Below are 24,027 nucleotides of genomic sequence, written 5' to 3'. Positions count from 1 at the left end.
AGCCATGACCGCCATGCACGCCATTGATGTCCACAGCCCCCTCGACGACCAACTGGTCGGCTGGCTACCGGCCGCACGGGAGGACGACGTGACCGCCGCGCTGGCGGCGGCTCGCACCGCCTGGCCGCACTGGGCGGCGACGCCCGCGGCGGAACGCGGAGCGGTGGTCCGGGCGGCCGCCGCCGCGGTGCGGGAACGGGCGAACGACCTCGCGACCGTGATCGAGACCGAGACCGGGCGGCCGTTCGCGTCGGCTCGTGAGGGTGTGCTGGCCGGTGCCGGGACGCTGGAGCAGTACGCCGAGCTCGGTCCAGTCCATCGTGGACAGTCGCTGCTCGGCTCTGCCGTCGACTTCATGGTTCCCGAACCACGCGGAGTCGTCGTCGCCCTCACGCCCTGGAACGACCCGATCGCGGTCGCGTGCGGTCTGCTCGGGGCCGCCCTGGTGACCGGGAACGTCGTGGTGCACAAGCCGAGTGAACGCAGCCCGCACACCGGTTTGCTGCTGGCCACCGTCCTGCGGCCGTGCTTGCCCGACGGCGTGCTGCAGACGCTGGTCGGCGACGGAGAGGTGGGCGCAGCTCTGGTGCGTTCGTCCGACGTCGACGTGGTCGCCCATGTCGGCAGCACGGCCGCCGGTCGCGCGATCGCGCAGGTCTCCTCGGCGAAGCTGTTGCTGGAGAACGGGGGCAACGACCCGTTGCTCGTCGACGACGACGTGGACCCGTCGTGGGCGGCGGGACAGGCCGCTCTGGGTGCCTTCACCAACGCGGGCCAGCTGTGCACGTCCGTCGAACACATCTACCTGCACAAGACGATCGCCGCACCGTTCCTGGAAGCCCTGTGCGCCAAGGCCCGCGCGTGGAACGAGAAGCCGCAGCCGCTGGTCGACACCCGGCACCGCGAGTTCGTGCACTCGCAGGTGGCCGACGCGGTGGGTTCAGGCGCCTCCGCGCTGGTCGGCGGCTCTGTTCCGGAGGGCCGCGGCGCCTACTACCCCGCGACCGTGCTGGCCGACTGCTCGTCGGCGATGCGGATCATGTGCGAGGAGACGTTCGGCCCGGTCGCGCCCGTGCAGCTGGTGTCGTCGTTCGACGAGGGCCTGGCCGAGGCGTGTTCCGGTGACTACGGCCTGGCCGCGACCGTGCTGACCAGCTCGATGGAACACGCCCAGCGCGCCTGGCGCGCCCTTCCCGTTGGCACGGTGAAGGTCAACGCGGTGTTCGGTGGTGCCCCCGGCGGTGCCGCACAGCCGCGCGGCGCGTCCGGCACCGGTTTCGGTTACGGCCCTGAGCTTCTGGACGAGATGACCACGACCAAGGTGGTCCACCTCGGCGTTCCTAACGCCCGGTCCTGATCAGCCGGAAGCCTGCTTCCCGGACCTTGTCCCCCGGCACCACGTTGCGGGTGTCGTAGAGGCGCGGGTCCGCCATCCGCTCGGCCAGCTCCGGCCAGTCCAGCTCGGCGAACTCCGGCCACTCCGTCAGCACCACCAGCATGTCCGCGCCGGCTGCCACATCTGCCGCGCGGTGGGCGATCCTGATGTTCGGCCGGTCCTCGTGGACGCACGGATCGAAGGCCGTGAGCTCGGCACCTTCCTGCACCAGCAGCCGGGCGACCACGAGCGCGGGTGAGTCGCGCAGGTCGTTCGTGCCGGCCTTGAACGTGAGCCCGAGCAGCCCGATCCTGGCGCCGTCGAGCGTCCTGAGCTCCTCGCGGATCCGGTCGGCGACCCGGTGGGGCTGGTGGCGGTTGGTGCTGACGGCCGCTTCGAGGGTGGCGAAGTCGACTCCGGCGGCCCTCGCGGTGGCGAGGAGGGCGAGGGTGTCCTTGGGCAGACAGGATCCGCCCCACCCCGGGCCCGGCTGCAGGCACGACGCCCCGATCCGGTCGTCGAGCCGCATGCCCTCGGTGACGCCGTCGATGTCGGCGTCGACGTGCTCGCACAACTCCGCCAACGTGTTGACGTACGACAGCTTCAGCGCCAGAAAGCAGTTGCTCGCGTACTTCACCAGCTCGGCGCTCGTGTTGTCGGTGAGCACCGTCGGTGCCTTGGTCGGCGCGTACAACGCGGCCACCTCGTGGGCCTGCCGCTCGTCCTGCGCACCGACCACGATCCGTTGCGGGCGCAGGAAGTCCTCGACGGCATGGCCTTCCCTGAGGAACTCCGGGTTGGACACGACACCGGGGTGCTTGGCCGCGGTCCCGACCGGGACCGTCGACTTCAGCACCACGCGGGTCGTCGGCGGAGCCTCGCTCAGCACCTGGTCGACCGCCGACAGGTCGGCCGCGCCGTCGGGCCCGGTCGGTGTCGGCACGCAGACGAAGGCGAAGTCCACGTCCGACAGGGCTCGCGCGTTGTCCGTGACGAACTCGAGCCGCTCGCGGTTCTCCTCGACCAGCTCGCGCAGTCCCGGTTCGTGCAGGGTGATCTCACCGGCGTTGAGCGCCTCGATCTTGGCCGTGTCCGCGTCCGCGCAGATCACCCGGTGCCCGAGGTGCGCGAAGCACGCGGCCGTGGTCAGACCGACGTAGCCCGCGCCGACGACACCGATTCGCTTCGCTCGCACAGCACACCTCCTACCGCGTCCAGCACTTCCTCGATCGTGATCTTGAGCAGGCCCGGCGACGGGTCGTCGGCGAACGTGTCACCCGGCTCGCCGTGCCAGAGCACCCGGTGCGGGCCGCGCAGGGGACCCCAGAGCTGGGGTGAGACGGGGCCGAACAGCAGGACCGACGGCGTGCCGTAGGCGGTGGCGACGTGGGCCACGCCGGTGTCGCCGCAGATGACCAGGCGGGCGGTGGCGACGAGGTCCATGAGCTCTGCGAGGCTGCCGGACACCGGGTCGGCGACGATGCGACGGGCCAGATCCCCCTCGCGCGGCCCGGCGGTCACGACGAGGGCGAGCGGGTCTGGTGACGCCTCCGCCCTCAACTCCCTGGCAACGGCCGCGTATCTGTCGACCGGCCACCTCCTGGCCCCGGTGCTGGCACCCGGATGAATTACGATCCAGCCGGTCCGGTGGCCGACGGGGTGCAGCCTGAAGTCCTCCGGATCACACCTGATCCCGTTCCGTTGCAACAGATCGCACCACTTCAGAACCTCGTGCCGTTCACCCGGCCACGCGGAGACGGCCATCCGGGTCTCACCGCACCGCGGCCCGTCCCCGTACGTGATCAGGGCGCGCGGCTTCGTCGCCAGCAGCCGGTCGATGCTTTGCGGCCCTTTGCCGTGCAGGTTCACCGCGAGGTCCGGCCGTTCGAACCCGATCGGCGCCAGCTCCTCCGTCGGCAGCAGCCGGTCCACCGCCTCGATCCGCTCCACCGCGTCCCGCAGCCACTCCGGAGCCGCCAGCGTGATCTCCGCGCGCGGGAAGGCCGCCCGCAGTCCCCTGAGCGCCGGCACGGCCGTCAACAGGTCACCCAGGCCGAGTGCTCTCAACACCAGGATCTTCATGCTCTCACCCGCCGGTACCGCACCTCGCCGAGCAGCCGGTGCGCACAGGCGGCCGGCGGGATGAGGGCGCTGGTCACCACCATCCGCACGATCTCGTCCGGCGTCCGCGGCCCGGGAGCGATCCGGACCGCCGCGAACCATCCGGTCAGCGCGGCCCACACCACGCCCAGTGCCGCCGCCGGACGCCGCCACCCGAAGAGTCCACAGAGGACAGATCCGGCCCCGGCCACCGTGGCCGCCACGTGCGACCGCAGCCGTCCTCGCTGCCCGCCGATCCGGGACCGCCAGCGTGAGCCCACCAACCGCCGCATCAACGCGTCGTCGGCGTTGCCACGCTGCTGGTCCACACTCGTCAGGAACGTCGCGGGCTTGACGGGGTGGGTCGTCACCCGCCTGCCCCGCACGATCCGGTAGCCGAGGGACTGCACGCGCAATGCCAGCTCGGCGTCCTCGCGGTAGGCACGCCGGAACCGTTCGTCAAAGCCGCCCGCACGCGCCAGCGCCTCGCGCCGGTACGCCATGTCGGCGGTGATCCAGCGGGCGGTGGCCAGACCGGCCGTGCCGCGTTCGGCGTCGGTCGGGCGCCGGTCATCGGGTAGCGGCACGACGATCCTGGCCTGGCTCGCGCCCACGTCGTCCGGCAGGTCCGCCAGGTCCGCGCACAGCTGCGCTTTCCAGTCGGGCGGGATCACCACGTCGTCGTCGAGGAACGCCACCCAGTCGCCACGGGCCTCGCGCCAGCCGGTGTTGCGCGCGGCTGCCGGACCCAGACCGGACTCGCTGTCGTCGACCACGATGATCTCGCACGGTTCCGGACCCGAGCCCTCGACCAGCGCGTCCAGCAGGTCGTTGAGGTTCGGGCGGCCCACGGTCGGAATCACGACGGAGTAGTTCATCGGCGCACCACGTACGGTCCGATGGCGAGCAGGTCGATCGGGGACGAGCCGAAGCACTCCAGCGCGTCGCGCGGGCTGTCGACCATGGGGCGGCCCGCGGTGTTGAGGCTCGTGTTCACCACGACCGGGACACCGGTCCGCGCGTCGAACTCGCGCAGCATGCGTTCGAGCAGCGGGTCGCCGGCCACGGTCTGCGCACGCGCGGTGCCGTCCACGTGCACCACCGCCGGGATCCGATCAGTCCACTCCGGACGGACGTCGTGCACGAAGAGCATGTAGGGGCTGGGAAGCGGACCGCGGGTGAACACCTCGGCCGCCCGCTCGGCCAGCACCATCGGGGCCACCGGGCGGAACTGCTCGCGGCCCTTGACGTCGTTCAGCCGGGTCAGGTTCTCGGCGAAGCACGGGTTCGCGAACAGCGACCGGCGGCCGAGCGCGCGCGGGCCGTACTCGCTGCGCCCCTGGAACCACGCCACGATCTTGTTCGCGGCCAGTGCCTCCGCCACCTCCACCGCGACGTCCGCGGGCTTCGAGAACGGCACCGCGGCCGTGCGCAGCACCGACTCGATCTCCTCGTCCGAGAAGCCGCGGCCGAGGTCGGCACCGGGCATCGCCGACACGCGGTCCGACACGTGCAACGCCGCGCCGAGAGCCGTTCCGGCGTCCCCCGCCGCCGGCTGGACCCAGACCTCGTCGAACGGTCCCTCGGCGAAGATCCGGGTGTTGGCCACGCAGTTCAGCGCGACCCCGCCGGCCATCGTCAGGCGGCGTTCACCGGTGCGGTCGTGCAGCCACCGCACCAGCTCCAGCAGCACCTCCTCCAGCCGCACCTGCACGCTCGCGGCCAGTTCGGCGTGCTCCTGGGTGATCTCCTCGTCCTTCGCGCGCTGCTTGGCCAGGGCGTTCCAGTCGAGCGGCCGGATCTCGAAGCCGCCGTCGCGCACCAGCACGTGCTCGCGCATCAGGTCGAGGTGCACCGGTTTCGCGTGGGAGGCCAGTGCCATGACCTTGTACTCGTCGCTGGATCGCAGAAAGCCCAGGTGTTCGGTCAGTTCCTCGTACATCAGCCCCAGCGAGTGCGGCAGCCGTTGCGACGCGAAGGTGGTCAGCGCCCCGTCGACGTAGCGTCCGGCGAGGTGGGAGCCGCACTCGCCGCGACCGTCCGCGACCAGCACCGCGCAGTTCCCGTCGAACGGCGCGGCGAGGCCGGTGGACGCGGCGTGGGCGACGTGGTGCGGCACGAACCGCACGATGTCGGGGTCGAGGCCCGGCAACGAGGTCGCCAGGAACTGCGGCGCCTTGCAGGCATAAGTCGTGCGCAAGTCCTCCCACGGCGCGTACTCCGCGTCCACCAGTGACGGGTCGTACGAGTACGCCACCGCGTCGAGGTCGGCGGCGCTGAGCCCGGCCTGGTCCAGGCACCAGCGCGCCGAGAGCTCCGGCTGCTCCCACGCCGAGAACGGCACGGGGCGTTTGCCGTGCTTGCGGCGGGAGAACCGTTCTTCCTCCGCTGCCGCGACAATCGAACCGTCGACCACCAGCGCTGCGGCCGGGTCGTGGAACACCGCGTTGATCCCGAGAACTCGCATGAAGGGCGGCTACCCGGCGAATGTCCGGGCAAACGAGCGAAGTCCTTCCTCCAGCGGAACCGTCGGCTGCCAGTGCAACACCTCTCGCGCGAGGCTGATGTCCGGCCGCCGCCGCCGCGGGTCGTCCGTCATCGACTCGACGTGCCGGACCACCGAGGAACTGCCGGTCACCTCGATCGTCTTGCGGGCGACGTCCAGCACGGTGACCTCGGTGGGGTTGCCGAGGTTGATCGGACCGGGGTGGTCGCTGCGGGCCATCGCGAGCAATCCGCGCACCAGATCGTCCACGTAGCACAACGATCTGGTCTGCAGGCCGTCGCCGTGCACCGTCAGCGGCTCACCGGCCAGGGCCTGTCTCAGGAAGGTCGGGATCATCCGCCCGTCGTGCGCCCGCATCCGGGGACCGTAGGTGTTGAAGATCCGCACGATCCCCGCGTCGACGCCGTGTTCCGCCCGGAACGCCGTGGTCATGGCCTCGCCGAACCGCTTCGCCTCGTCGTAGACGCTGCGCGGCCCGATCGGGTTCACGTGCCCCCAGTACGACTCCCGCTGCGGGTGCTCCTCCGGGTCGCCGTACACCTCGCTGGTGGACGCGACGACCACGCGAGCGCCCTTGCGGCGGGCCAGCTCCAGCACGTGGTACGTGCCGAACCCGCCGGCCCGCAACGTGTCCACCGGCATCCGCAGGTAGTCGGCCGGCGAGGCCGGGCACGCCAGGTGCAGGATCAGGTCGACGGGTCCGAGCAGGTCGAGCGGGCGGGACACGTCGGCGGTGACGACTCCCACGCCGTCCGGCACGTTGCCGCGCGAGCCGGTGCGGAAGTCGTCGACGCACACGACCTGTGCGCCGCCGGCCAGCAGCGCCTCGCAGACGTGCGAGCCGAGGAAGCCTGCGCCACCGGTGACGACGACCCGCTCAGGCGACATCGAGCACCGTCTTCAGCCAGCCGTCCTCGCGCAGGTCGAACGACCGGTAGGCGTCGATCGCGGACGTGGGCTTCTCGTGCCGGGTGATGAACGCGGTCGGGTCCATCGAGCCGGTCAGCACCATGTTCAGCAGGCGCGGCAGGTAGCGGCGGTGGTTGCAGTTGCCCATGCGCAGCGTCAGGTTCTTGTTCATCGCCTGGCCGATCGGGAAGTCGTCGAAGCCCGGCGGGTAGACACCGATGATGCCGATGGAGCCCGCCTTCGCGGCCAGCTCGACCGCCCAGTCCAGCGCGAGCCGCGGCGCGTCGCCGGGTTTCCACTGTTCGGAAGTCCGTTCGCCCGGCTGCTCCGCGTCGACACCGACCGCCTCGATCACGCGGTCGGGGCCGATCCCGCCGGTGAGCTCCCGCACGACCTCGACGGGGTCCTCCTCGTTGAAGTTCACGGTCTCGGCGTTCTGCGCGCGGGCCTTGTCCAGCCTCGACGCGATCCCGTCCACGACGATCACCCGTCCGGCACCCTGCCGCTTCGCCGACGCGATCGCGAACTGCCCGACCACGCCCGCACCCAGGACGAGCACGGTGTCGCCGGAGCCGACCTCGGCGAGCCTGGCGCCGAACCACGCGGTCGGGAAGATGTCCGACAGCAGGATCGCCTGGTCGTCGCTGACCCCGTCCGGCACCCGCACCAGCGTCGTCATCGCGTGCGGAATCCGCGCGAACTCGGCCTGCAGGCCGTTGATCGGACCGGTCGACCTCGGTCCGCCGAAGAAGCAGGTACCAGCCGCGGGCCCGTTCGGGTTCGCGGTGTCGCATTGGGCGTAGTACCCCGCACGGCAGTACGAGCAGGTGCCGCAGCCGATCGTCGACGTCACCACGACGCGGTCGCCGGGGGTGAACCCGCGGACCTCGGAGCCGACCTCCTCGACGACACCGACCGCCTCGTGGCCGAGCACCGTGCCCTCGACCATGTCCGGCATGGTGCCGCGCACCATGTGCAGGTCGGTGCCGCAGATGGCGCTGCGGGTGATCCGGATGACCGCGTCCGCCGGTTCCTGCACGCGCGGGTCGTCCACCTCGTCCAGGCGGATGTCTCCCACGTCGTGCCACACGACAGCCTTCACGTCTCTTCTCCTCCCGTTTCTCGGCTGGTTCCCCACTGCGGGCAGCGCAAACACGGACAAAACGGGCGAAGAGGCGGCGTGCGGTTGTGCAGGTTGTGCTGGTTGCAGGTGCTCAGCGCGTCGCGGTGCTGACCCTGAGCACTCCACCGCGCTGCACGAACTGCTCGGGCAGCCACGGAGTCGTTTGCCTGCGGCCGTTCCACCTGACGTCGTCGACGTGGATGCCCGGCGCGCCCGGCGCGAGGATCGTGATGCCGCGCTGGGCGATGCGGGCCTTCGGGAACATCGGGCTGGACACGTGCAGTTCCGCGCTGCTCGGCGTCCTCGGGTACAGGCCCAGCGCGGCGAAGACGTACCAGGCGGACATCGTGCCGAGGTCGTCGTTGCCCGGCAGGCCGTTCGGGCCGGTGCGGTAGACCAGTTTCGCCATGGCCCGCACGGTCTCCTGGGTCTGGTGCGGGCGGCCGAGCTCGTTGTAGAGCCACGGGGTGTGGATGCCCGGCTCGTTCGTCGGGTCGTACCGCAGCGGGTCGCCGCCGGTCGCCCACGAGCCGTCCGGGCGGCGGAAGAAGGCGTCGAGCCTGGCGGCGGCGATGTCCTTGCCGCCCATGGCTTCCGCGAGGCCCTGGGCGTCGTGCGGCACCATCCACGTGTAGGTGGCGCTGCTGCCCTGTGCGAAGCCCTGGTCCGAGGCGGAGTTGAACGGGGTCACCCAGCTGCCGTCCGCCCTGCGCGCCTGCTGGTGACCGGTTGCCGGGTTGAACGTGTTGCGCCACCAGCCGGCGCGTTTCCGCAGCTCCTCGCTCGGGAGGCCGAGACGGGCGGCCAGGTCGGCCAGCGCGTGGTCGGCGACCGCGTCTTCGAGCGTCTCGGCGGCGCCGCCCCAGCAGTGGCAGGTGTCGTGCGGCGCGTAGCCGAGGCGGAGGTGCTCGGCGAGGTTCGGGCGCTGACCCTCGCACTGGCCGGGGCAGCCCTTGTCCGACAGGCCGTCCGGATGCGGGACGGTCGCCTGGTGCAGCAACGAGTCGTAGGCCGCCCGCACGTCGAAGTCCGTGGCGCCCATGGCGTACATGCCCGCGATGGCCGGGGCGGACGGATCGCCGGTCATGACGTGCGTCGGGCCGGTGATGTGCACCCAGCGGTCCCACACGCCGCCGTTCTTGCGGGCGATGTCCAGCAGGGACTGGGCGTACGTGCTCGCGACGTCGGGTGCGAGCAGCGCCAGGAGCTGGGTCTGGGCGCGGTACTGGTCCCAGCCGGAGAAGTTGCCGTACCGCAGCTCGCGACCGGCGTCACTGATCACGTTGGGCTGCAGGAACGTGTGGTAGAGCGCGGTGTAGAAGATCGTGCGCTCGTCGGCGGTGCCGCCGTCGACCTCGACCGCGCGGAGCTGCTTCGCCCAGGCCTTCCTGGCTTCCTCCGCAATCTGCGCGACGGTCGCACGCTTCGGGATCTCCGCCGCCAGGTTGCGTTCGGCGGCTTCCGCGCTGGTGTAGGAGATGCCGACCCGCGTGGTCACCTTGTTGTCCGCAAAGGACACGTAGCCGCCGGACCCCTTGCCCGCGCGGGCGTTTCCGGTCAGGTAGCCTTCGCCGCCGCTTGCGGTCGTCGTGCCCGGCCTCAGCTCACTGTTGACCCACGTGCCGTACGCGGTGATCGGGCGGTCGAAGCTCGCCGTGAAGTACAAGCGGTAGTAGGTCTTCTGGTTGTTCACGCCGCCGTTGGCGCGCCTGCCGCAGAACGCGCCGGTCAAGACCGAGCCCGAGACCGTGTTGGCCACCGGGTCGATGGTGACCTCGGCGTCCTCACTGCCGTTGAGCGAGTTCGACACGCGGAAGAGCAGCGACCCCTCTGCCGGGAACGTGAACTCACCGATGCCCGCGCGGGTGGTCACCGACAGATCCGCTGTGGCGCCGGACTTCAGGCCCACCCGGTAGCGGCCCGGTTCGGCGATCTCGTCGGCGTGCGTGAAGTCGCTGGCGTAGACCTGGTCCCCGGTGTCGGCCGTCGGTGACGACGTGATCGCGCCGGTGTGCGGCATGATCGGCACGTCCCCGGCCGCGCCGGGATGGCAGCCGGCGCCGTTGACGTGGGTGAGGCTGAAGCCGCGGACTCTCGTGACGTCGTAGGCGTACCCGTTGGCGGCGCCCGTGTTCGTCTGGTCGCCTCGGGTCGAGGTCGGGCTCCACGAGATCATGCCGAACGGCCGCACGGCGCCCGGATAGGTGTTACCGCCTCCCGCCGAGCCGATCAACGGGTCGACGTAGCGCGTGTCGTCCCTGACCGCCGCACTCGCGGGAGTCACCAGCGCGGCCGTCAGGACGAGGCTCAAGCCTGCAGAGAGCGCTCTCACGCTTGGACCCTACCGGTTTCTCAGTAAACGCAGGGTGGCCGATAGCCGTCGATCCGCAGGCTCCGGAACTCCAGGTCGTTCGGCGTCTTGCCGACGAAGACCAGCCCGCGGGCGTCGTCGAGCGCCTCGCTCAGCGGATAGGCGGGCTTGCCGAGCTCCGGCAGGGTCGTCCAGTTCTTCTCGTTGAAGCCGAAGAACTTCTTCACCAGCTCGCCGCGGGTCGACGGGATCTTGGTGACCCACTTGTCGCCGCCGCTCCAGTGCGACGCCGGGCGCAGCTGGACGTAGAGGTCGTCGGTCGCGCGGTAGGTCATCCAGAACCCGCGCGAGTGCTTGAGGTCGGCCTGGGCCTCGAACTCGTTGCCGAGCCACACGACCATGACGTGCCAGTCGTCGGCGAGGAACTTGATCTTCGCCGTGTAGTCGTGCCGGTTCCCGGGCACGAGGATGCTGCCGGTCGCGGGCTCGGTGGCACCTTCGCCGCTGGCGAGCCACTGTTGCAGCCGGTCGATGGACGGGGTGGCGCACTCTCTGCCGTGCGCGGCGTTGGCGGTCGCCGTGGAGCCGAGCGCGAACAGCGCGATCACCGCGATGCGGCCGAGCGTCGAATTCAAGCGCATCTCGCCGACCGTAGCGGAAATTGGTTGAACCATTCTCCGTTCACGGTTGACCGCATCTACCTGGACAGCGGATTGTGAGGGCACCTCACGACGGCTCACAGTTGCGGCGTGCGCCCTGCCAGATGGCTTGGATTCATAAGTGTCGTAACGATTTTCTGCGCCCAGCTGACGTCTCCGGCCACCGCCACGCGCGACTGCCCAGCCGTCGTGGACGACCGCAGGTTTCCCTCGGCGGCCACCCTGCGAGACCTGAACGCCCAGGTAGCCGGGTTCGGCGTGCGAGCCACCGGCAGCCCGGCGCACCACCGGCTCGTCTCCTGGCTGGAACGCCAGGTCTCCCGCCTCCCCGGCATGTCGGTGCGTTCGGAACGATTCCCCATCCACCGCTGGCAACCACGCCCCGGCTTCCTCCTGTCCGGCGGCATGGTGCCCGTCGCCGCCCCGATCCCCTACTCCGCCCCGGGCCTGCGCTCCGGCGAGCTGATCCACCTGCCCACCGCCGAGCCCATCACCGCCGCCAACGCCCGCGGCAAGGTGGTCCTGCGCGACTTCCCCGCCGTGGACCGCGGCTATCACGCCGAACCCCAGCTGCACCGCGACATGATCGACGCGGGCCTGGCCGCAGCCGCGGGCGTCATCGTCGCTCTTCCGTTCCCGCACGAGCAGGCCCGCGGCTACTGGGACCCCCACACCGGCACGCACTACCGCGTGCCGGGCGTGTTCGTCGGCTCCGACGCGGCCCTGAAACTCAAAGCAGGCACCCGCACGACCATCGGCGTCCTGGCCGGCCGCGCCCCCGCCGTGACACGCTCACTCATCGCGACGCTGCCCGGCCAGAGCCGCGAACGCATCGTCATCGACACCAACACCGACGGCGTCGGCTGGGTGCAGGAGAACGGAACCGTCGCCCTGCTCGCCCTCGCCGAGCACTTCGCCCGTCTCCCACTGCGCTGCCGCCCGCGCACCCTGGAGTTCGTCTTCGCCACCGGCCACCTGCACCGCCCCGCCGAGGGCAGCGAGTTCCGCGCCCGCGCGCTCGACGCCGAGTACGACTCGGGGTCCGTCGCGTTCGCGTTCGTCCTCGAACACCTCGGCACGCGGGAGTTCCTGCCCAGCGCGGGTTCCCTGCGGCCGACAGGAGCAGCGGAGCTGTCGGGCTGGTTCGCGGGCAGTCCCGTGCTCGCGCGAACAGCCGCAACAGCGTTGGCCGGACGGCAGGTCGACCGCACCTTCGTGTTGCCCGGCATCGACGTTCCGGTGCCGGGCAGGGCGCCGCCGCAGTGCTCGTTCGGCGGCATCGGCACGCACTTCCACTCGCACCTGGTGCCGGCGATGGCGATGATCTCCGGACCGTGGACGCTCTGGGCGCCCTCGTTCGGCGCCGAAGCCGTCGATCACGAGCGGATGCGGCGCCAGACCCTGGCCGCGGGCGACGCCGTGCTGGCGCTCGGGCCGGTACCGCGCGAGCAGATCGCCGGGCCGTACCTCGACCTCCGCCGGGCTCGGGCGGCAGGCGCGGCAACCTGTTCGCACGACCTGCCACCCGAGTGGGCGCCGGGCCCGCCCTGAGCACAGGACGGGCCCGGGTTCTACGCCGGCGCGTAACCGGTCGGGCGTGCGGTGAAGGTGCCGCGGCCCTGCGTCCGGCTGCGCAACCTCGTCACGTAGCCGAACATCTCGGCCAGCGGCACCGACGCCGTCACCACCGTCGAGCCGGTCCTGACCTCAGAGCCGAGGATCCGGCCCCGGCGCGCGGCCAGGTCACCGAGCACGCCGCCGAGGTGGTCGCCCGGCACGGTGACCGTGACCTCGGCGATCGGTTCGAGCAACGTCATCGCGCCCGCCTTCAGGGCCTCGCGCAGACCCAGGCGACCGGCGGTGCGGAACGCCAGGTCCGTCGAGTCCTTGACATGCGTGGACCCGTCGGTGAGCGTCACGCGCAGGCCCGTCACCGGGTGGCCGAGCGGTCCCTCGGCCAGCGCGTCGCGGCAACCCTGTTCGACCGCGCGCACGAACTCCTGCGGCACACGCCCGCCGGTGACCGCCGAGCGGAACTCGAAGCCGGTCGCCAGCGGCTCGGTGTCGATGACGATGTGCGCGAACTGGCCCGCTCCTCCGTCCTGCTTCACGTGCCGGTATACGAATCCCGTGACGCCGCTCGCCACGGTCTCCCGACAGGCCACCCGCGGACGGCCCGTCGCGATCTCGATGCGGTGGTTCGTGCGCGCCTTCTCCACCGCGACCTCCAGGTGCAGCTCACCCAGCCCCGACAACACCGTCTGGCCGGTCTCCGGGTCCGTCCTCACCTGCAGCGACGGGTCCTCCTCGACCAGGTGCGCCAGAGCCTCGGCCAGCCGTCCGTTGTCCGCGCTGGTCTTCGCCTCCACCGACACCGACACGACCGGATCAGCCGACACGGGCGGTTCCAGCAGCAGCGGAGCCGCCGGAGCGCACAGGGTCGTCCCGGTGCGAGCCGACTTCAGGCCCACCACGGCCACGATGTCACCCGCGACGGCCGTGTCGACCGCCGTGTGCCGATCGGCCTGCACCCGCAGGATCCTGCCGATGCGTTCGGCCCGGCCACCCACCAGCACGGTCTCTCCTTTGTGGAGGATGCCCGAGTACACGCGGACGTACGTCAACCGGCCCGTGGCGGTGGCGTTCACCTTGAACACCAACGCCGAGAACGGCGCGTCCGGATCTGCCTGCCGCTCCTCACCGCCGACGCCCCGCACCGGCGGAACGTCCACAGGGGACGGCAGATACGCGATCACCGCGTCCAGCAACGGTTCGACGCCGCGGTTGCGGTACGCCGAACCGCACAGCACGACGGTTCCAGTGCCGTCGCGCGTTATGTCGCGCAACGCTTCCCTGAGCGTCTGCTCGGTCAACGTGCCCTGCGCATAGAACTCCTCCAAAGCCTTGAGATGCAGTTCCGCCACCGTCTCCTCCAGCAGGCGACGACGCCGTTGTGCTTCTGCCAGCAACGTTTCCGGCACAGGTCCTTCGACGAGGTCCGGATCCCAGGTCAGCGCACGCATGCGGACCAGGTCGACCACACCGACGAACTCGTCCTCGACCCCGATCTGCAGCTGCACGACCAGAGGCACGGTGTGCAACCGCGTTCTCAGCGACTCCACGGCCCGGTCGAGGTCCGCGCCCGCCCGGTCGAGCTTGTTGACGAACGCGATCCGCGGCACGCCGTGCCGATCCGCCTGCCGCCACACGGACTCGCTCTGCGGCTCCACCCCGGCGACGCCGTCGAACACCGCGACAGCCCCGTCCAGCACGCGCAGCGACCGTTCGACCTCGTCGGAGAAGTCGACGTGCCCCGGCGTGTCGATGAGGTTGACGCGATGCCCGTCCCACGTGCAGCTCACGGCCGCGGCGAAGATCGTGATGCCGCGATCGCGCTCCTGCGGGTCGAAGTCCGTGACGGTGGTGCCGTCGTGGACCTCACCGCGCTTGTAGGTGCTGCCGGTGGCGAACAGGACGCGTTCGGTGAGCGTGGTCTTGCCCGCGTCGACGTGGGCGAGGATGCCCAGGTTGCGGACAGCGTTCAACGTGATGGTGCGCATGGCTCAGTGCCTTTTCGGTGCGAAAGGACTACAGGTCAGCGCGATGAACCGACGAACGACCGAACGGGTTCGTCAGACACTCCGGTGCCCGGCGCGCAGCGGGCAGCCGGGGTCCGGAGACACGAGGATCACGTCGAAACGGGACGGGGGAACGACAACGGCGGTACGCACGGCCGGTCTCCCCTCGTCACTCGGTGATGTTGATCGTGGAGTGTAGACGGACAGGCGCGGCCGTGAAACGGGTTTTAGCGACTGAGCAACGAAACGACCTTGCCCGCGACCGCACGCACGACCGGCCACAGAGGGTTCCGCGCCCAGTTGGCGGCACCACCCGCCTCGATGGTGTCCAGCAGTTCGCGCAGCTCGGCGACCGCGTCGACTTCCTGCCGGTCGCGGAAGACCACACCGAGCCCGAGCGACACCGCCGGCGACATGACCTCGCGGATGGCGTACTCGCTCTCCCCCGCCCGCAACAGCCGCACGCCGTGGAAGAAGTCCACTCGCCGCGGCGGTTGCCGCACCCCGGCCTGGACCGTCGCGTCGAGAGCCCACCTGACGACGACTTCCTCGGCCTCCTCGCGGGACTCCCACTGCCGCAGTGTGCCCCACTCCTTCCACTCCCCGGTGAGCTCGCGACGAACCGCGGGCTGGTAGATCCCGCGGACCCGGAAGTTCGTCAGGTGCACCCGCGGCACGACCATCCGCACCAGCCGCCCACGAGTGCCGCGGTGCGCTCCCACCACGAAGACGTCCTGCCCACCATCACCCCACTGCGGCGGCAGACCCACATCTTCGCGCCGGGTGCGAAGTGCTTCAGACCGGAGCGCGCCTCCACGCCGCCCTCGCCGTGAAACGTCTCGGCGGCGACGCACCACCCCAGCAGCTCGTCCACCCGCACAGTCTTACGCCCTGTGAGCTGGGCCCGCGCGGGATCTACGCGGGAACACCGCTGATCCACCTGCCGTTGAACAAACATGCGTCTGCGTCTGCTCGGCGACTCCATCGCCGCGGGTGTCGGCAGCACACGTCGCGAAGACACCCTCGGCCCGTTGCTCGCCGCCCGTCTGCGCGCGGCCGGGCACGACGTCGATCTGCGCGTGCACGCCGTACCGGGTGCCCGTTCGGCCGACCTGCGCGCGCAGGTGCGGGCCGCGGTGGCGAGCGGGGTGGACATCGCAGTGGTGGTGGTCGGGGCCAACGACCTTACGAGGTTCGTCCCCGCGCACGTCGGTGCGCAGGAGCTGCACGACGCCGTCGCAAAACTGCGGCGAGCCGGCGCCGGAGTCGTCGTCGCCACGGCGCCCGACCTCAGCGTCGTCGCGCACGTGCCGCCCGCGTTGCGCGACGTCGTGTCGGCCGTGAGCCGTGACTACGCCCAGGCGCAGCTGCAGGCCGTCATCCGGGCGGGTGGCGTGGTCGCCCACGTCGAACGCGTCGTCACGCCGCAGTTCGCCGCCGATCCCGCGCTCTTCGCCGCGGACCGCTTCCACCCGTCCGCCGCCGGCTACCGCGCGATCGCCGCGGCACTCGCGCCCGCGGTCGAGGCGGTCGCCGCGGAACACCGCGCCTGAGCGATTGCGATCTCGGGCCCGGCGTCGTACTGTCCGCATTAAGTTCAAGCATTGAACGAATGAGGTGGATCATGACCACGCCCACTCCGGCGGACAAGTTCTCCTTCGGTCTCTGGACCGTGGGCTGGCCGGGCCGCGACCCGTTCGGCGAAGCCACGCGGCCCGAGCTCGACGTCGTCGAGGCCGTGCACCGGCTGGCCGAGCTCGGCGCCTACGGGTTGTCGTTCCACGACGACGACCTGTTCGGGTTCGCGGCCACCGAGCGCGAAAAGCAGATCGGTCGCCTTCAGGGCGCTCTGCAGGAGACCGGGATGGTCATCCCGATGGTGACGACGAACCTGTTCAACCACCCCGTGTTCAAGGACGGCGGCTTCACCAGCAACGACCGCGGCGTGCGGCGGTTCGCGCTGCGCAAGGTGCTGCGCAACATCGAGCTGGCCGCCGAGCTGGGCGCCAAGGTCTTCGTGCTGTGGGGCGGGCGGGAGGGCTCCGAGTACGACACCGCCAAGGACGTGCGGGCCGCGCTCGACCGGTACCGCGAGGGCATGAACCTGCTGACCCAGTTCGTCACGGACCGGGGCTACGACCTGCGGTTCGCGCTCGAGCCGAAGCCGAACGAGCCGCGCGGCGACATCCTGCTGCCGACGATCGGGCACGCGCTCGCGTTCATCACGACGCTGGACAAGCCAGAGCTGGTCGGCCTCAACCCCGAGGTCGGGCACGAGCAGATGGCGGGCCTCAACTTCGTGCACGGCATCGCGCAGGCGTTGTGGCACGACAAGCTCTTCCACATCGACCTCAACGGCCAGCGCAGCATCAAGTACGACCAGGACCTCGTGTTCGGGCACGGCGACCTCATGAACGCGTTCGCGCTGGTCGACCTGCTGGAGAACGCCGGTTACGACGGGCCGCGGCACTTCGACTACAAGCCGTCGCGCACCGAGGACATCACGGGCGTCTGGGACTCCGCCAAGGCCAACATGCGGACCTACCTGCTGCTCAAGGAACGCGCCAAGGCGTTCCGGGCGGACCCCGAGGTGCAGGAGGCGCTGCAGATCGCGGGGGTCGACGAGCTCGGAAAGCCCACGCTCAACGCCGGCGAGTCCTACGAGGACCTGATGAACGACGACAGCTTCGACCCCGAGAAGGCTGCCGAGCGCGGCTTCGGGTTCGTGCGGCTCAACCAGCTCGCGCTCGAGCACCTCGCCGGGGCGCGCTGACATGACGCTCGTCGCGGGCGTCGACTCCTCGACGCAGTCGTGCAAGGTCGTGGTGCGCGAGGCCGAGACCGGCAGGCTCGTCCGGGAGGGCCGCGCGGCTCACCCGGACGGCACCGAGGTCCACCCGGACCACTGGTGGACGGCGCTCCAGGCGGCGATCGAACAGGCCGGCGGGCTCGACGACGTCGACGCGCTGAGCGTTGCCGGGCAGCAGCACGGCATGGTGTGCCTCGACGAGGACGGCAACGTCGTCCGTGAAGCCTTGCTGTGGAACGACACGAGGTCCGCGGCTGCGGCCGCGGACCTCACCGCCGAGCTGGGTGCCGAGCAGTGGGCGCACCGGATCGGGCTCGTGCCGGTCGCGTCGTTCACGATCACCAAGCTGCGCTGGCTCGCCCAGCACGAGCCGGCCAACGCCAAGCGCACCGCCGCCGTCTGCCTGCCGCACGACTGGCTGACGTGGCGGTTGCGCGGCACCGGCCACCTCGCCGACCTCGTCACCGACCGGTCGGACGCCTCCGGCACCGGCTACTTCGACTCGACGACGAACGAGTACGTGCCGGACCTGCTCGAGCGCGGGTTCGGCCGCGCGGACGTGCTGCTGCCGCGCGTGCTCGGTCCAGCCGAGTGGGTCGAGGGATCGCTGCGGCTCGGCGCGGGCGCGGGTGACAACGCGGCGGCGATCCTCGGCGTCGGGGCGGGCACGGAGGTGCTGGTGTCGCTCGGGACCTCCGGTGTCGTCACGGCGACCAGCGAGGTGCGCGCGGCGGACGCTTCCGGCATCGTGGCGGGCTTTGCCGACGCCACCGGCCGCTACCTGCCGCTGGCGTGCACGCTCAACGCCGCCCGCGTGCTGGACGCGACCGCCCGGATGCTGGGCGTCGATCTGGCGAAGCTCAGCGACCTCGCGCTGTCCGCGAAGCCCGGCGCGGAAGGCGTCGTGCTGGTGCCGTACCTGGAAGGCGAACGGACGCCGAACCTGCCGGACGCCACGGGGGCGCTGCACGGCCTGACGCTCACGAACGCCACGCCTGCCAACATCGCGCGCGCCGCGGTGGAAGGCATGCTGTGCGGGCTCGCCGTGGGCCTCGACGCTCTCGCCGAGCAGGGCGCGGACGTCACCGGTGTCCGGCTCGTGGGCGGGGCGGCTGCCTCGCCGGCGGTGCGGGAGATCGCGCCGACGGTGTTCGGCGTGCCGGTGACGGTGCCCGCGCCGGGTGAGTACGTGGCCGATGGCGCGGCGCGACAGGCGGCGTGGACGCTCACGGACGGGACGACGCCACCGGAGTGGGCGGGGTCGGAGAGCAGCCGGTACGCGGCGGACGCGGTACCGGAGATCCGGGCGAGGTACGGCGAAGCGGCGCAGCGATACTTGAGCCGATGACCACCGTCGACCACCTGCGCCAGGTTCGCCTCGGCAACCTGCGGACGGTCCTGCTCGCCCTCGTCGACCGCCCCGGTTCGCGGGCCGATCTCGCGGCCCGCACCGGGCTGACGAAGGCGACTCTGTCGAACCTCACGGAACCGTTGCTGGCCAACGGGATCCTCGTCGAGGAACCCGCCACGCTCGCCGGGATGGGCAGGCCGTCCAAGCCGTTGCGGTTCCACCCCGGCGGCCCGGTGGCGGTCGGCGCGGAGATCAACGTCAGCCATCTCGCCGTCGAGACCCTCGGCCTCGACGGCGAGACCATCCGCCGTCACCTCGTGCCGGCCGACATCCGCGACTCGACGCCGGACGAGGTGCTCGACCGTGTCGCCGAGCTGATCCGCGACATCACCCCGGCCCGGCCGCTGCTCGGCGTCGGCCTCGCCGTGCCGGGCGTCGTGCACGACGGCGTCCTGGTCAGAGCCCCCAACCTCCCGAAACTCGTCGGCTCACCCCTGGCGGACGACCTGCGCCGGCGCCTGGACCTCGACGTCGAGCTGGACAACGAGGCGAACCTCGCCGCACTGGCCCACCTCTGGCCCCGCCACCTCGCGGGTGAGGACTTCGTGCACGTCTCCGCGGACGTCGGCATCGGCGCGGGCGTGGTGATCAACGGCGAGGTCTACCGCGGTGTCAGCGGTTTCGCGGGCGAGCTCGGGCACGTGGTGATCGAACGCGACGGCGTGCGCTGCACGTGCGGCGGCCGCGGCTGCGTCGAGCGGTACGCGGGCCTCGACGTGATCCTGCGCGAGGCCGGGCGGCGCCGGCTCGACTCACTCGCGAAGGCACTCGAAGCAGGCGATCCCAAGGCGCTCGCCGCGGTCGAGGCCGCCGGAGCGGCGCTCGGGGTCGGCCTGGCCACGCTGATGAACCTCTTCGACGTGCCGACCGTCGTGCTCGGCGGCAGCTACGCCGTGCTGCACGAGCACCTCAGCACCGCTGTTCAGTCCGAAATGGACGCCAGGGTGCTCGCGGGCGGCGAGCGGCACACCAGCCTGGTCGCCTCACCGCTCGGCGAGTTCGCCGTCGTGCGAGGCGCGGCGGGGCTCATCACCCGGCGCGCCGTGCACCAGCCCGAGCGCCTTTTCGCATAGCCAGACCCCCGAGCACCGCAGCCACCACACCCAGCACCAGCGAGATGTAGCCACCGACGATGCCGTAGCCGGTGCCGGGACCGCCCTTGGCCATCACGACGACCAGCACACCGATCAGCGCTCCGGCGGCTCCGCAGGCCACGGCCACCACTCCACGGCGCCGCGCGAACACGCCGATGCCGATCCCCACCAGACCCAGTGCGGCGCCCACCAGGGACCAGGTGCGCCCCGCGGTCATCCCGTACGTTTCAGCGGCAATCTGTGAAAGAGACATGGCATGAGCTTGTCCGCCGCACTGCCGTACGTCGTCGTGCGCGCGTAGACATCATCTACTACGGGCGCGGTAGGCCCGATCTCATCCCAGCGCACGATCTACCAGTGCGAACACGGGTTTAAGGTGCAGGCATGGACAAGCGCTGGCTGGACTGGGTGATCGCCATCGGGGTGGCGGCGAGCCTCGTCGTGGCCGGACACCCGGCGAGCCCTCCGGGTTACGTGCTGCTGGCCGCGGGAGGCTTGGCGCTCGTGGCGCGCCGGGCCGCGCCGATCGCCGTGCTGGCCGCGACCGGGCTCACGGCTCTGGGCTACCAGGCACTCGGCCACGACGTGCCGGTGATCGCCTTCTTGTTCGCGGTCTACTCGACGATGAGGGCGGGCCACCGCGTCGTCACCGTCGCCGGTTCGGTGCTGATGGTCGCCGCACTCCCCCTCGCGGCGCTCGTCTCACCGCTCGACCTCACGACGTCCGAGGCGTTCGCCCAGTCCCGCGACGTCCTCCAGATCGCCTGGCTCATCGCCGCCGCGGCCGCGGGCGAGGCCCTCCGGCAGGCCGAACGCCGCGCCGACGAAGCCGAACGCACTCGCGAGGAGACCGCGCTGCGGCGTGCCAACGAGGAACGCCTGCACATCGCACGCGAGCTGCACGACTCCCTCACCCACCAGATCTCGGTGATCAAGCTCCAGGCCGAGGTCGCCGTCCACCTGGCCCAGAAGCGGGGCGAGGACGTTCCCTCGTCGCTGCTGGCGATCCGCGACGCCGGGCGAGAAGCCGCCAGGGAGCTCCGCGCGACCCTGGAAGCCCTCCGCGACGACGACAAGAGCCCGCCCCACGGCATCGGCGACGTCCCCGCGCTGGTCCAGCGAGCGAGATCGTCCGGTCTGGACGCGGAGCTGACGATCGAGGGCGAGCGCGACGACGTGCCCGCCGCCGTGGAGCGGACGGCGTACCGGATCGTCCAGGAGTCGCTGACCAACATCGCCAGGCACGCCGCCGCGGCGACCGCGCAGATCCGCATCGACTACCGGCCGGACGCGCTCGTCATCCGAGTCGACGACGACGGCACGGCAACCCCTGACACAGCACCAGGGCCCGGCGTGGGGCTGCTCGGCATGCGCGAACGCGTCACGGCGCTCGGCGGCAGGCTCGACGCGGCGCCGCGCACCGGAGGCGGCTTCACCGTCCACGCCGAACTCCCGGTGGCGCAACCGTGATCCGCGTCCTGCTGGTCGACGACCAGCCGCTCATCCGCAGCGGTTTCCGCGCGCTGCTCGCCGCCGAGGACGACATCGAGGTCGTCGCCGAAGCCGCGGACGGTGCGGAAGGCCTGCGGCTCGCCCGGCAGCACCTGCCGGACATCGCCCTGGTCGACGTCCAGATGCCGGTCCTGGACGGTATCGAGGCGACCAGGCGCATCGCCGCGGACCCGGCGCTCGCCGGGGTCCACGTCGTGATCCTGACCAACTACGGCCTCGACGAGTACGTGTTCAACGCCCTCAAAGCCGGTGCGGCGGGGTTCCTCGTCAAGGACATCCAGCCGGAGGACTTCCTGCACGCCGTCCGGGTGGCAGCCCGCGGCGACGCGCTGCTCGCGCCGTCGATCACCCGCAGGCTGATCGACCAGTACGTCAGCCGCCCGCCGCACCCGAACGGCGACGTCACCGGGCTCACCAACCGCGAACGCGAGGCCGTCGTCCTGGTCGCCCGCGGCCTGTCGAACGACGAGATCGCCGACCACATGGTGATCAGCCCGCTCACGGCGAAGACCCATGTCAACCGCGCCATGACGAAGCTGCACGCCCGTGACCGCGCCCAGCTCGTGGTGATCGCCTACGAGTCCGGCCTGGTCGTCGCGCAGGCGTGAGGCACGGGACTGCCGGGGCAGCCTGCGGCCAGTCGCAGGTGCTCGCGTATGCGGTATCGATCAGCTCAAGCGCCCTGCTGAAGTCACCGGGTGACACCCGCAGCGGGCAGAGCGACGGCACCACCCGGAGGTCGACCAGGTCCCGGTAGCGTTCGACGTCCACCGCCAGCCGGTGGTTGACCTGCAACGTCAGCGCCTGCAACGCGATACCGACAGCACTCCGCGGCGGCGAGGTCAGCCACACGCGTAGCCGGTCGGCAGCACCCACACCAGGTCGCGCCGAGCTCGACCGCGTGGGACACCGGGTTGTGGTTCACCGCGCCGCCGTCCATCAGGTAGCGCCCGTCGAGGTGCAGCGGAGGGAACACCGCTGGGATCGCGGTCGAGGCCAGCACAGCATCGACCGCCGATCCCTTCGACAGCAGGACTTCCGCGCCGGTGAGCACGTCCGTCGCACCGACGTGCACCGGAATCTCTGTGCCGGTCAGGTCGATCTCGCCGAGCCAACGTTCCAGCAGCCGCCGCAATCCGGAGTTCGGCACGAGGTGATCACGGAATCCCAGCAGGCCGAGCAGACCCCGCACCGGCCGGGTCGGCAAGACGTCCGTTCGGCGCAACGAGAGCCACAGCGAAGCCAAGGAGTCCACATCGGACGGATAAAGCACGAACCACACCGCGTTGGCAGCGCCCACCGAGGTGCCGACCATCAAGTTCGGGCGGACGTCGGTTTCGGTGAGCGCGGCCAGCATGCCGACCTCCGTCGCACGTGATCCACAATGGACAGTCATGTCGTCCACACCCACCACGCCCGCGCGTCACAGGCGCCCAAGCTCGTGGAACCGCTGTTGTCAGGCGAACTTCCGGCGCTCGCGGCACCGACGAACGTGGACGGCTGGCTGCCGGAAGCAGTGCTGGTCGGCCGCTCCGGCGACCAGCGCCGAGCACACGAGGCTCTCACGAAGGCGCTGGCCGCCGCGGAACCGTACGGCGCGCTGCGCCCGTTCTTCAACGCGGGCAAGCCCGTCCGCGACCTGCCGGCTCGCGGCGCGGGCCGCTTCGGCAGGCTGGAGTCGTTCGCCACCACCACGATGACCGCGCTGCCCGCCGCGTCCACCGACTCCGTCGACGTGCTGACGAGCCGCGAACGCGACCTGCTCCTCGAACTGCCGTCCATGCGCACCACCGAGGAGATAGCCGACTCGCTGTTCGTCTCGGTCAACACGGTGAAGACCCACCTGCGCGGCATCTACCGCAAGCTCGGCGTGAACCAGCGCCGCGACGCCGTGCTCCAGCACGCCGGCCAGGCCTGATCCAGGGCCTGCTCCAGCCGCGATTTGGCCCCTTGGGCCTGCTCGGCGCGAGCGCCACACTTGATCCACGCGAGCCCGCCGACACGATCGCCCGGCTCGTCTCACTCGCCACCGGCGAGCCAATTCCGCGCCAACGGCACCCCCGGCCGTGCGTTGCACAAGGCTGCGCACGGCCGGGTGGGGTGCCTCCACTTGCGCACAGGCTTCTGCGTGGTGAGCGACCACACAGATCATTGGGAAACACCCGGCACACCGTCGCCGTTGTACGAAGCGGTCGGTGCGGTTCGTGTCCCCCGGGCCTCACCCAAATCGCCTTCGCGGAAGACCGTTCGGCTGGTACCGCGTCGTGCCCCTCGCCGAGAGGTGACCGCCGCACCGACCACCACACGCGTTTTCCTTGCAGAACAACAACTATCGACGGTGAGCCACCACACACGTCATCCGGAAACACACGGCAGACCGTTGCCGTTGAAGGGGATGGTCGGTCGAGCTCCGCTGAGCCCCACCGCCGATCGCAAGCTCGCCCCAGGCCGTCGTACTCCCCCGGGCGACGGTCTGAGGGCCTCCCGCAAGCCCGCCCTCAGGCCGCTGTACCCCCAGCTGCGGCCTGAGGGCTTCCTGCAGCCATCACACCAGTGCGCGAACCTCCTGGAGACGTCCGCCACCGACCCGAGCTTGCCCCCAGACCGTCGCGTTCTCCCCCGACGACGGCCTGGGGGCAT

22 protein-coding genes are annotated in these 24,027 nt (G+C 71.0%); 9 read left to right on the top strand and 13 right to left on the bottom strand.

Annotation, left to right across the window (positions count from 1 at the left end; translation table 11 throughout):
• Positions 1-4: 4 nt before the first annotated feature.
• The gene (locus ABFX45_RS03495; RefSeq protein WP_346127529.1) at positions 5-1,357 is read left to right on the top strand and encodes an aldehyde dehydrogenase family protein; all 1,353 of its coding nucleotides are present in this window, start codon (positions 5-7) and stop codon (positions 1,355-1,357) included.
• On the opposite strand, the gene ABFX45_RS03490 is transcribed toward ABFX45_RS03495, so the two are convergent.
• The 8 genes from ABFX45_RS03490 to ABFX45_RS03455 form a co-directional block, all read right to left on the bottom strand.
• The gene (locus ABFX45_RS03490) at positions 1,341-2,570 is read right to left on the bottom strand and encodes a UDP-glucose dehydrogenase family protein (RefSeq protein ID WP_109639522.1); all 1,230 of its coding nucleotides are present in this window, start codon (positions 2,568-2,570) and stop codon (positions 1,341-1,343) included. The two genes, ABFX45_RS03495 and ABFX45_RS03490, sit on opposite strands and share 17 nt — an antisense overlap.
• Positions 2,522-3,457, bottom strand: coding sequence for a glycosyltransferase family 9 protein (locus tag ABFX45_RS03485; RefSeq protein ID WP_346127527.1), 936 nt, complete (start codon positions 3,455-3,457; stop codon positions 2,522-2,524). The genes ABFX45_RS03490 and ABFX45_RS03485 overlap by 49 nt, the downstream gene beginning before the upstream one ends.
• A complete protein-coding gene (locus ABFX45_RS03480) occupies positions 3,454-4,353 on the bottom strand; it encodes a glycosyltransferase (RefSeq protein WP_109639524.1) in 900 nt (299 codons plus the stop codon). The genes ABFX45_RS03485 and ABFX45_RS03480 overlap by 4 nt, the downstream gene beginning before the upstream one ends.
• Positions 4,350-5,942 carry a carbamoyltransferase family protein gene (locus ABFX45_RS03475; RefSeq protein ID WP_346127524.1) on the bottom strand — a complete coding sequence of 531 codons (1,593 nt, stop codon included), beginning with the start codon at positions 5,940-5,942 and terminating at the stop codon, positions 4,350-4,352. Before ABFX45_RS03475 ends, ABFX45_RS03480 begins: the two co-directional genes overlap by 4 nt.
• Positions 5,943-5,951: 9 nt before the next feature.
• Positions 5,952-6,869, bottom strand: a complete 918-nt coding sequence (locus tag ABFX45_RS03470) for an NAD-dependent epimerase/dehydratase family protein (protein ID WP_346127522.1) — start codon at positions 6,867-6,869, stop codon at positions 5,952-5,954.
• Complete coding sequence (locus tag ABFX45_RS03465) at positions 6,859-7,992, bottom strand: zinc-dependent alcohol dehydrogenase (protein ID WP_109639527.1); 1,134 nt, start codon at positions 7,990-7,992, stop codon at positions 6,859-6,861. The genes ABFX45_RS03470 and ABFX45_RS03465 overlap by 11 nt, the downstream gene beginning before the upstream one ends.
• 112 nt (positions 7,993-8,104) lie before the next feature.
• Entirely contained in the window at positions 8,105-10,345 is a 2,241-nt protein-coding gene (locus tag ABFX45_RS03460) for a GH92 family glycosyl hydrolase (RefSeq protein ID WP_346127519.1), read from the bottom strand.
• A gap of 20 nt (positions 10,346-10,365) precedes the next feature.
• Complete coding sequence (locus ABFX45_RS03455; protein ID WP_109639529.1) at positions 10,366-10,965, bottom strand: hypothetical protein; 600 nt, start codon at positions 10,963-10,965, stop codon at positions 10,366-10,368.
• A gap of 207 nt (positions 10,966-11,172) precedes the next feature.
• On the opposite strand from ABFX45_RS03455, the gene ABFX45_RS03450 reads away from it, so the two are divergent.
• Positions 11,173-12,534 carry a hypothetical protein gene (locus ABFX45_RS03450; RefSeq protein ID WP_109639530.1) on the top strand — a complete coding sequence of 454 codons (1,362 nt, stop codon included), beginning with the start codon at positions 11,173-11,175 and terminating at the stop codon, positions 12,532-12,534.
• 20 nt (positions 12,535-12,554) lie between these two features.
• On the opposite strand, the gene fusA is transcribed toward ABFX45_RS03450, so the two are convergent.
• From fusA to ABFX45_RS03435, 3 genes are all read right to left on the bottom strand, one after another.
• Positions 12,555-14,543, bottom strand: coding sequence for an elongation factor G (gene fusA / locus ABFX45_RS03445; RefSeq protein WP_346127516.1), 1,989 nt, complete (start codon positions 14,541-14,543; stop codon positions 12,555-12,557).
• Between the two features lie 245 nt (positions 14,544-14,788).
• A complete protein-coding gene (locus ABFX45_RS03440; RefSeq protein WP_346127514.1) occupies positions 14,789-15,244 on the bottom strand; it encodes a P-loop NTPase family protein in 456 nt (151 codons plus the stop codon).
• Positions 15,220-15,435 carry a hypothetical protein gene (locus ABFX45_RS03435; protein ID WP_346127512.1) on the bottom strand — a complete coding sequence of 72 codons (216 nt, stop codon included), beginning with the start codon at positions 15,433-15,435 and terminating at the stop codon, positions 15,220-15,222. Before ABFX45_RS03435 ends, ABFX45_RS03440 begins: the two co-directional genes overlap by 25 nt.
• An 82-nt stretch (positions 15,436-15,517) precedes the next feature.
• Here ABFX45_RS03435 and ABFX45_RS03430 point away from each other — a divergent pair, with 82 nt between their 5' ends.
• The 4 genes from ABFX45_RS03430 (at position 15,518) to ABFX45_RS03415 (ending at position 19,854) form a co-directional block, all read left to right on the top strand.
• Complete coding sequence (locus ABFX45_RS03430; protein WP_109639533.1) at positions 15,518-16,114, top strand: SGNH/GDSL hydrolase family protein; 597 nt, start codon at positions 15,518-15,520, stop codon at positions 16,112-16,114.
• A gap of 71 nt (positions 16,115-16,185) precedes the next feature.
• The gene (gene xylA / locus ABFX45_RS03425) at positions 16,186-17,334 is read left to right on the top strand and encodes a xylose isomerase (protein WP_233440023.1); all 1,149 of its coding nucleotides are present in this window, start codon (positions 16,186-16,188) and stop codon (positions 17,332-17,334) included.
• Between the two features lies 1 nt (position 17,335).
• On the top strand, positions 17,336-18,718 hold the full coding sequence (gene xylB / locus ABFX45_RS03420; RefSeq protein ID WP_346127509.1) for a xylulokinase: 1,383 nt from the start codon (positions 17,336-17,338) through the stop codon (positions 18,716-18,718).
• A complete protein-coding gene (locus ABFX45_RS03415) occupies positions 18,715-19,854 on the top strand; it encodes an ROK family protein (protein ID WP_346127507.1) in 1,140 nt (379 codons plus the stop codon). The genes xylB and ABFX45_RS03415 overlap by 4 nt, the downstream gene beginning before the upstream one ends.
• On the opposite strand, the gene ABFX45_RS03410 is transcribed toward ABFX45_RS03415, so the two are convergent.
• The gene (locus ABFX45_RS03410; protein WP_346127505.1) at positions 19,811-20,128 is read right to left on the bottom strand and encodes a DUF6223 family protein; all 318 of its coding nucleotides are present in this window, start codon (positions 20,126-20,128) and stop codon (positions 19,811-19,813) included. The two genes, ABFX45_RS03415 and ABFX45_RS03410, sit on opposite strands and share 44 nt — an antisense overlap.
• 131 nt (positions 20,129-20,259) lie before the next feature.
• Here ABFX45_RS03410 and ABFX45_RS03405 point away from each other — a divergent pair, with 131 nt between their 5' ends.
• On the top strand, positions 20,260-21,345 hold the full coding sequence (locus tag ABFX45_RS03405; protein WP_346127503.1) for a sensor histidine kinase: 1,086 nt from the start codon (positions 20,260-20,262) through the stop codon (positions 21,343-21,345).
• Positions 21,342-21,995 carry a response regulator gene (locus ABFX45_RS03400; protein ID WP_109639538.1) on the top strand — a complete coding sequence of 218 codons (654 nt, stop codon included), beginning with the start codon at positions 21,342-21,344 and terminating at the stop codon, positions 21,993-21,995. The genes ABFX45_RS03405 and ABFX45_RS03400 overlap by 4 nt, the downstream gene beginning before the upstream one ends.
• A gap of 83 nt (positions 21,996-22,078) precedes the next feature.
• On the opposite strand, the gene ABFX45_RS03395 is transcribed toward ABFX45_RS03400, so the two are convergent.
• A complete protein-coding gene (locus ABFX45_RS03395) occupies positions 22,079-22,744 on the bottom strand; it encodes a patatin-like phospholipase family protein (protein ID WP_346127501.1) in 666 nt (221 codons plus the stop codon).
• A gap of 27 nt (positions 22,745-22,771) precedes the next feature.
• On the opposite strand from ABFX45_RS03395, the gene ABFX45_RS03390 reads away from it, so the two are divergent.
• The gene (locus ABFX45_RS03390; RefSeq protein WP_346127499.1) at positions 22,772-23,305 is read left to right on the top strand and encodes a helix-turn-helix transcriptional regulator; all 534 of its coding nucleotides are present in this window, start codon (positions 22,772-22,774) and stop codon (positions 23,303-23,305) included.
• Positions 23,306-24,027 lie beyond the last annotated feature (722 nt).

Origin of the sequence: Lentzea roselyniae, assembly GCF_039537795.1 — a bacterium.
In the GTDB taxonomy this organism is placed as follows: Bacteria; Actinomycetota; Actinomycetes; order Mycobacteriales; family Pseudonocardiaceae; genus Lentzea; species Lentzea atacamensis.
The sequence above is the reverse complement of the archived record's forward strand: the minus strand, read 5'-3'. Positions and strand labels throughout refer to the sequence as shown.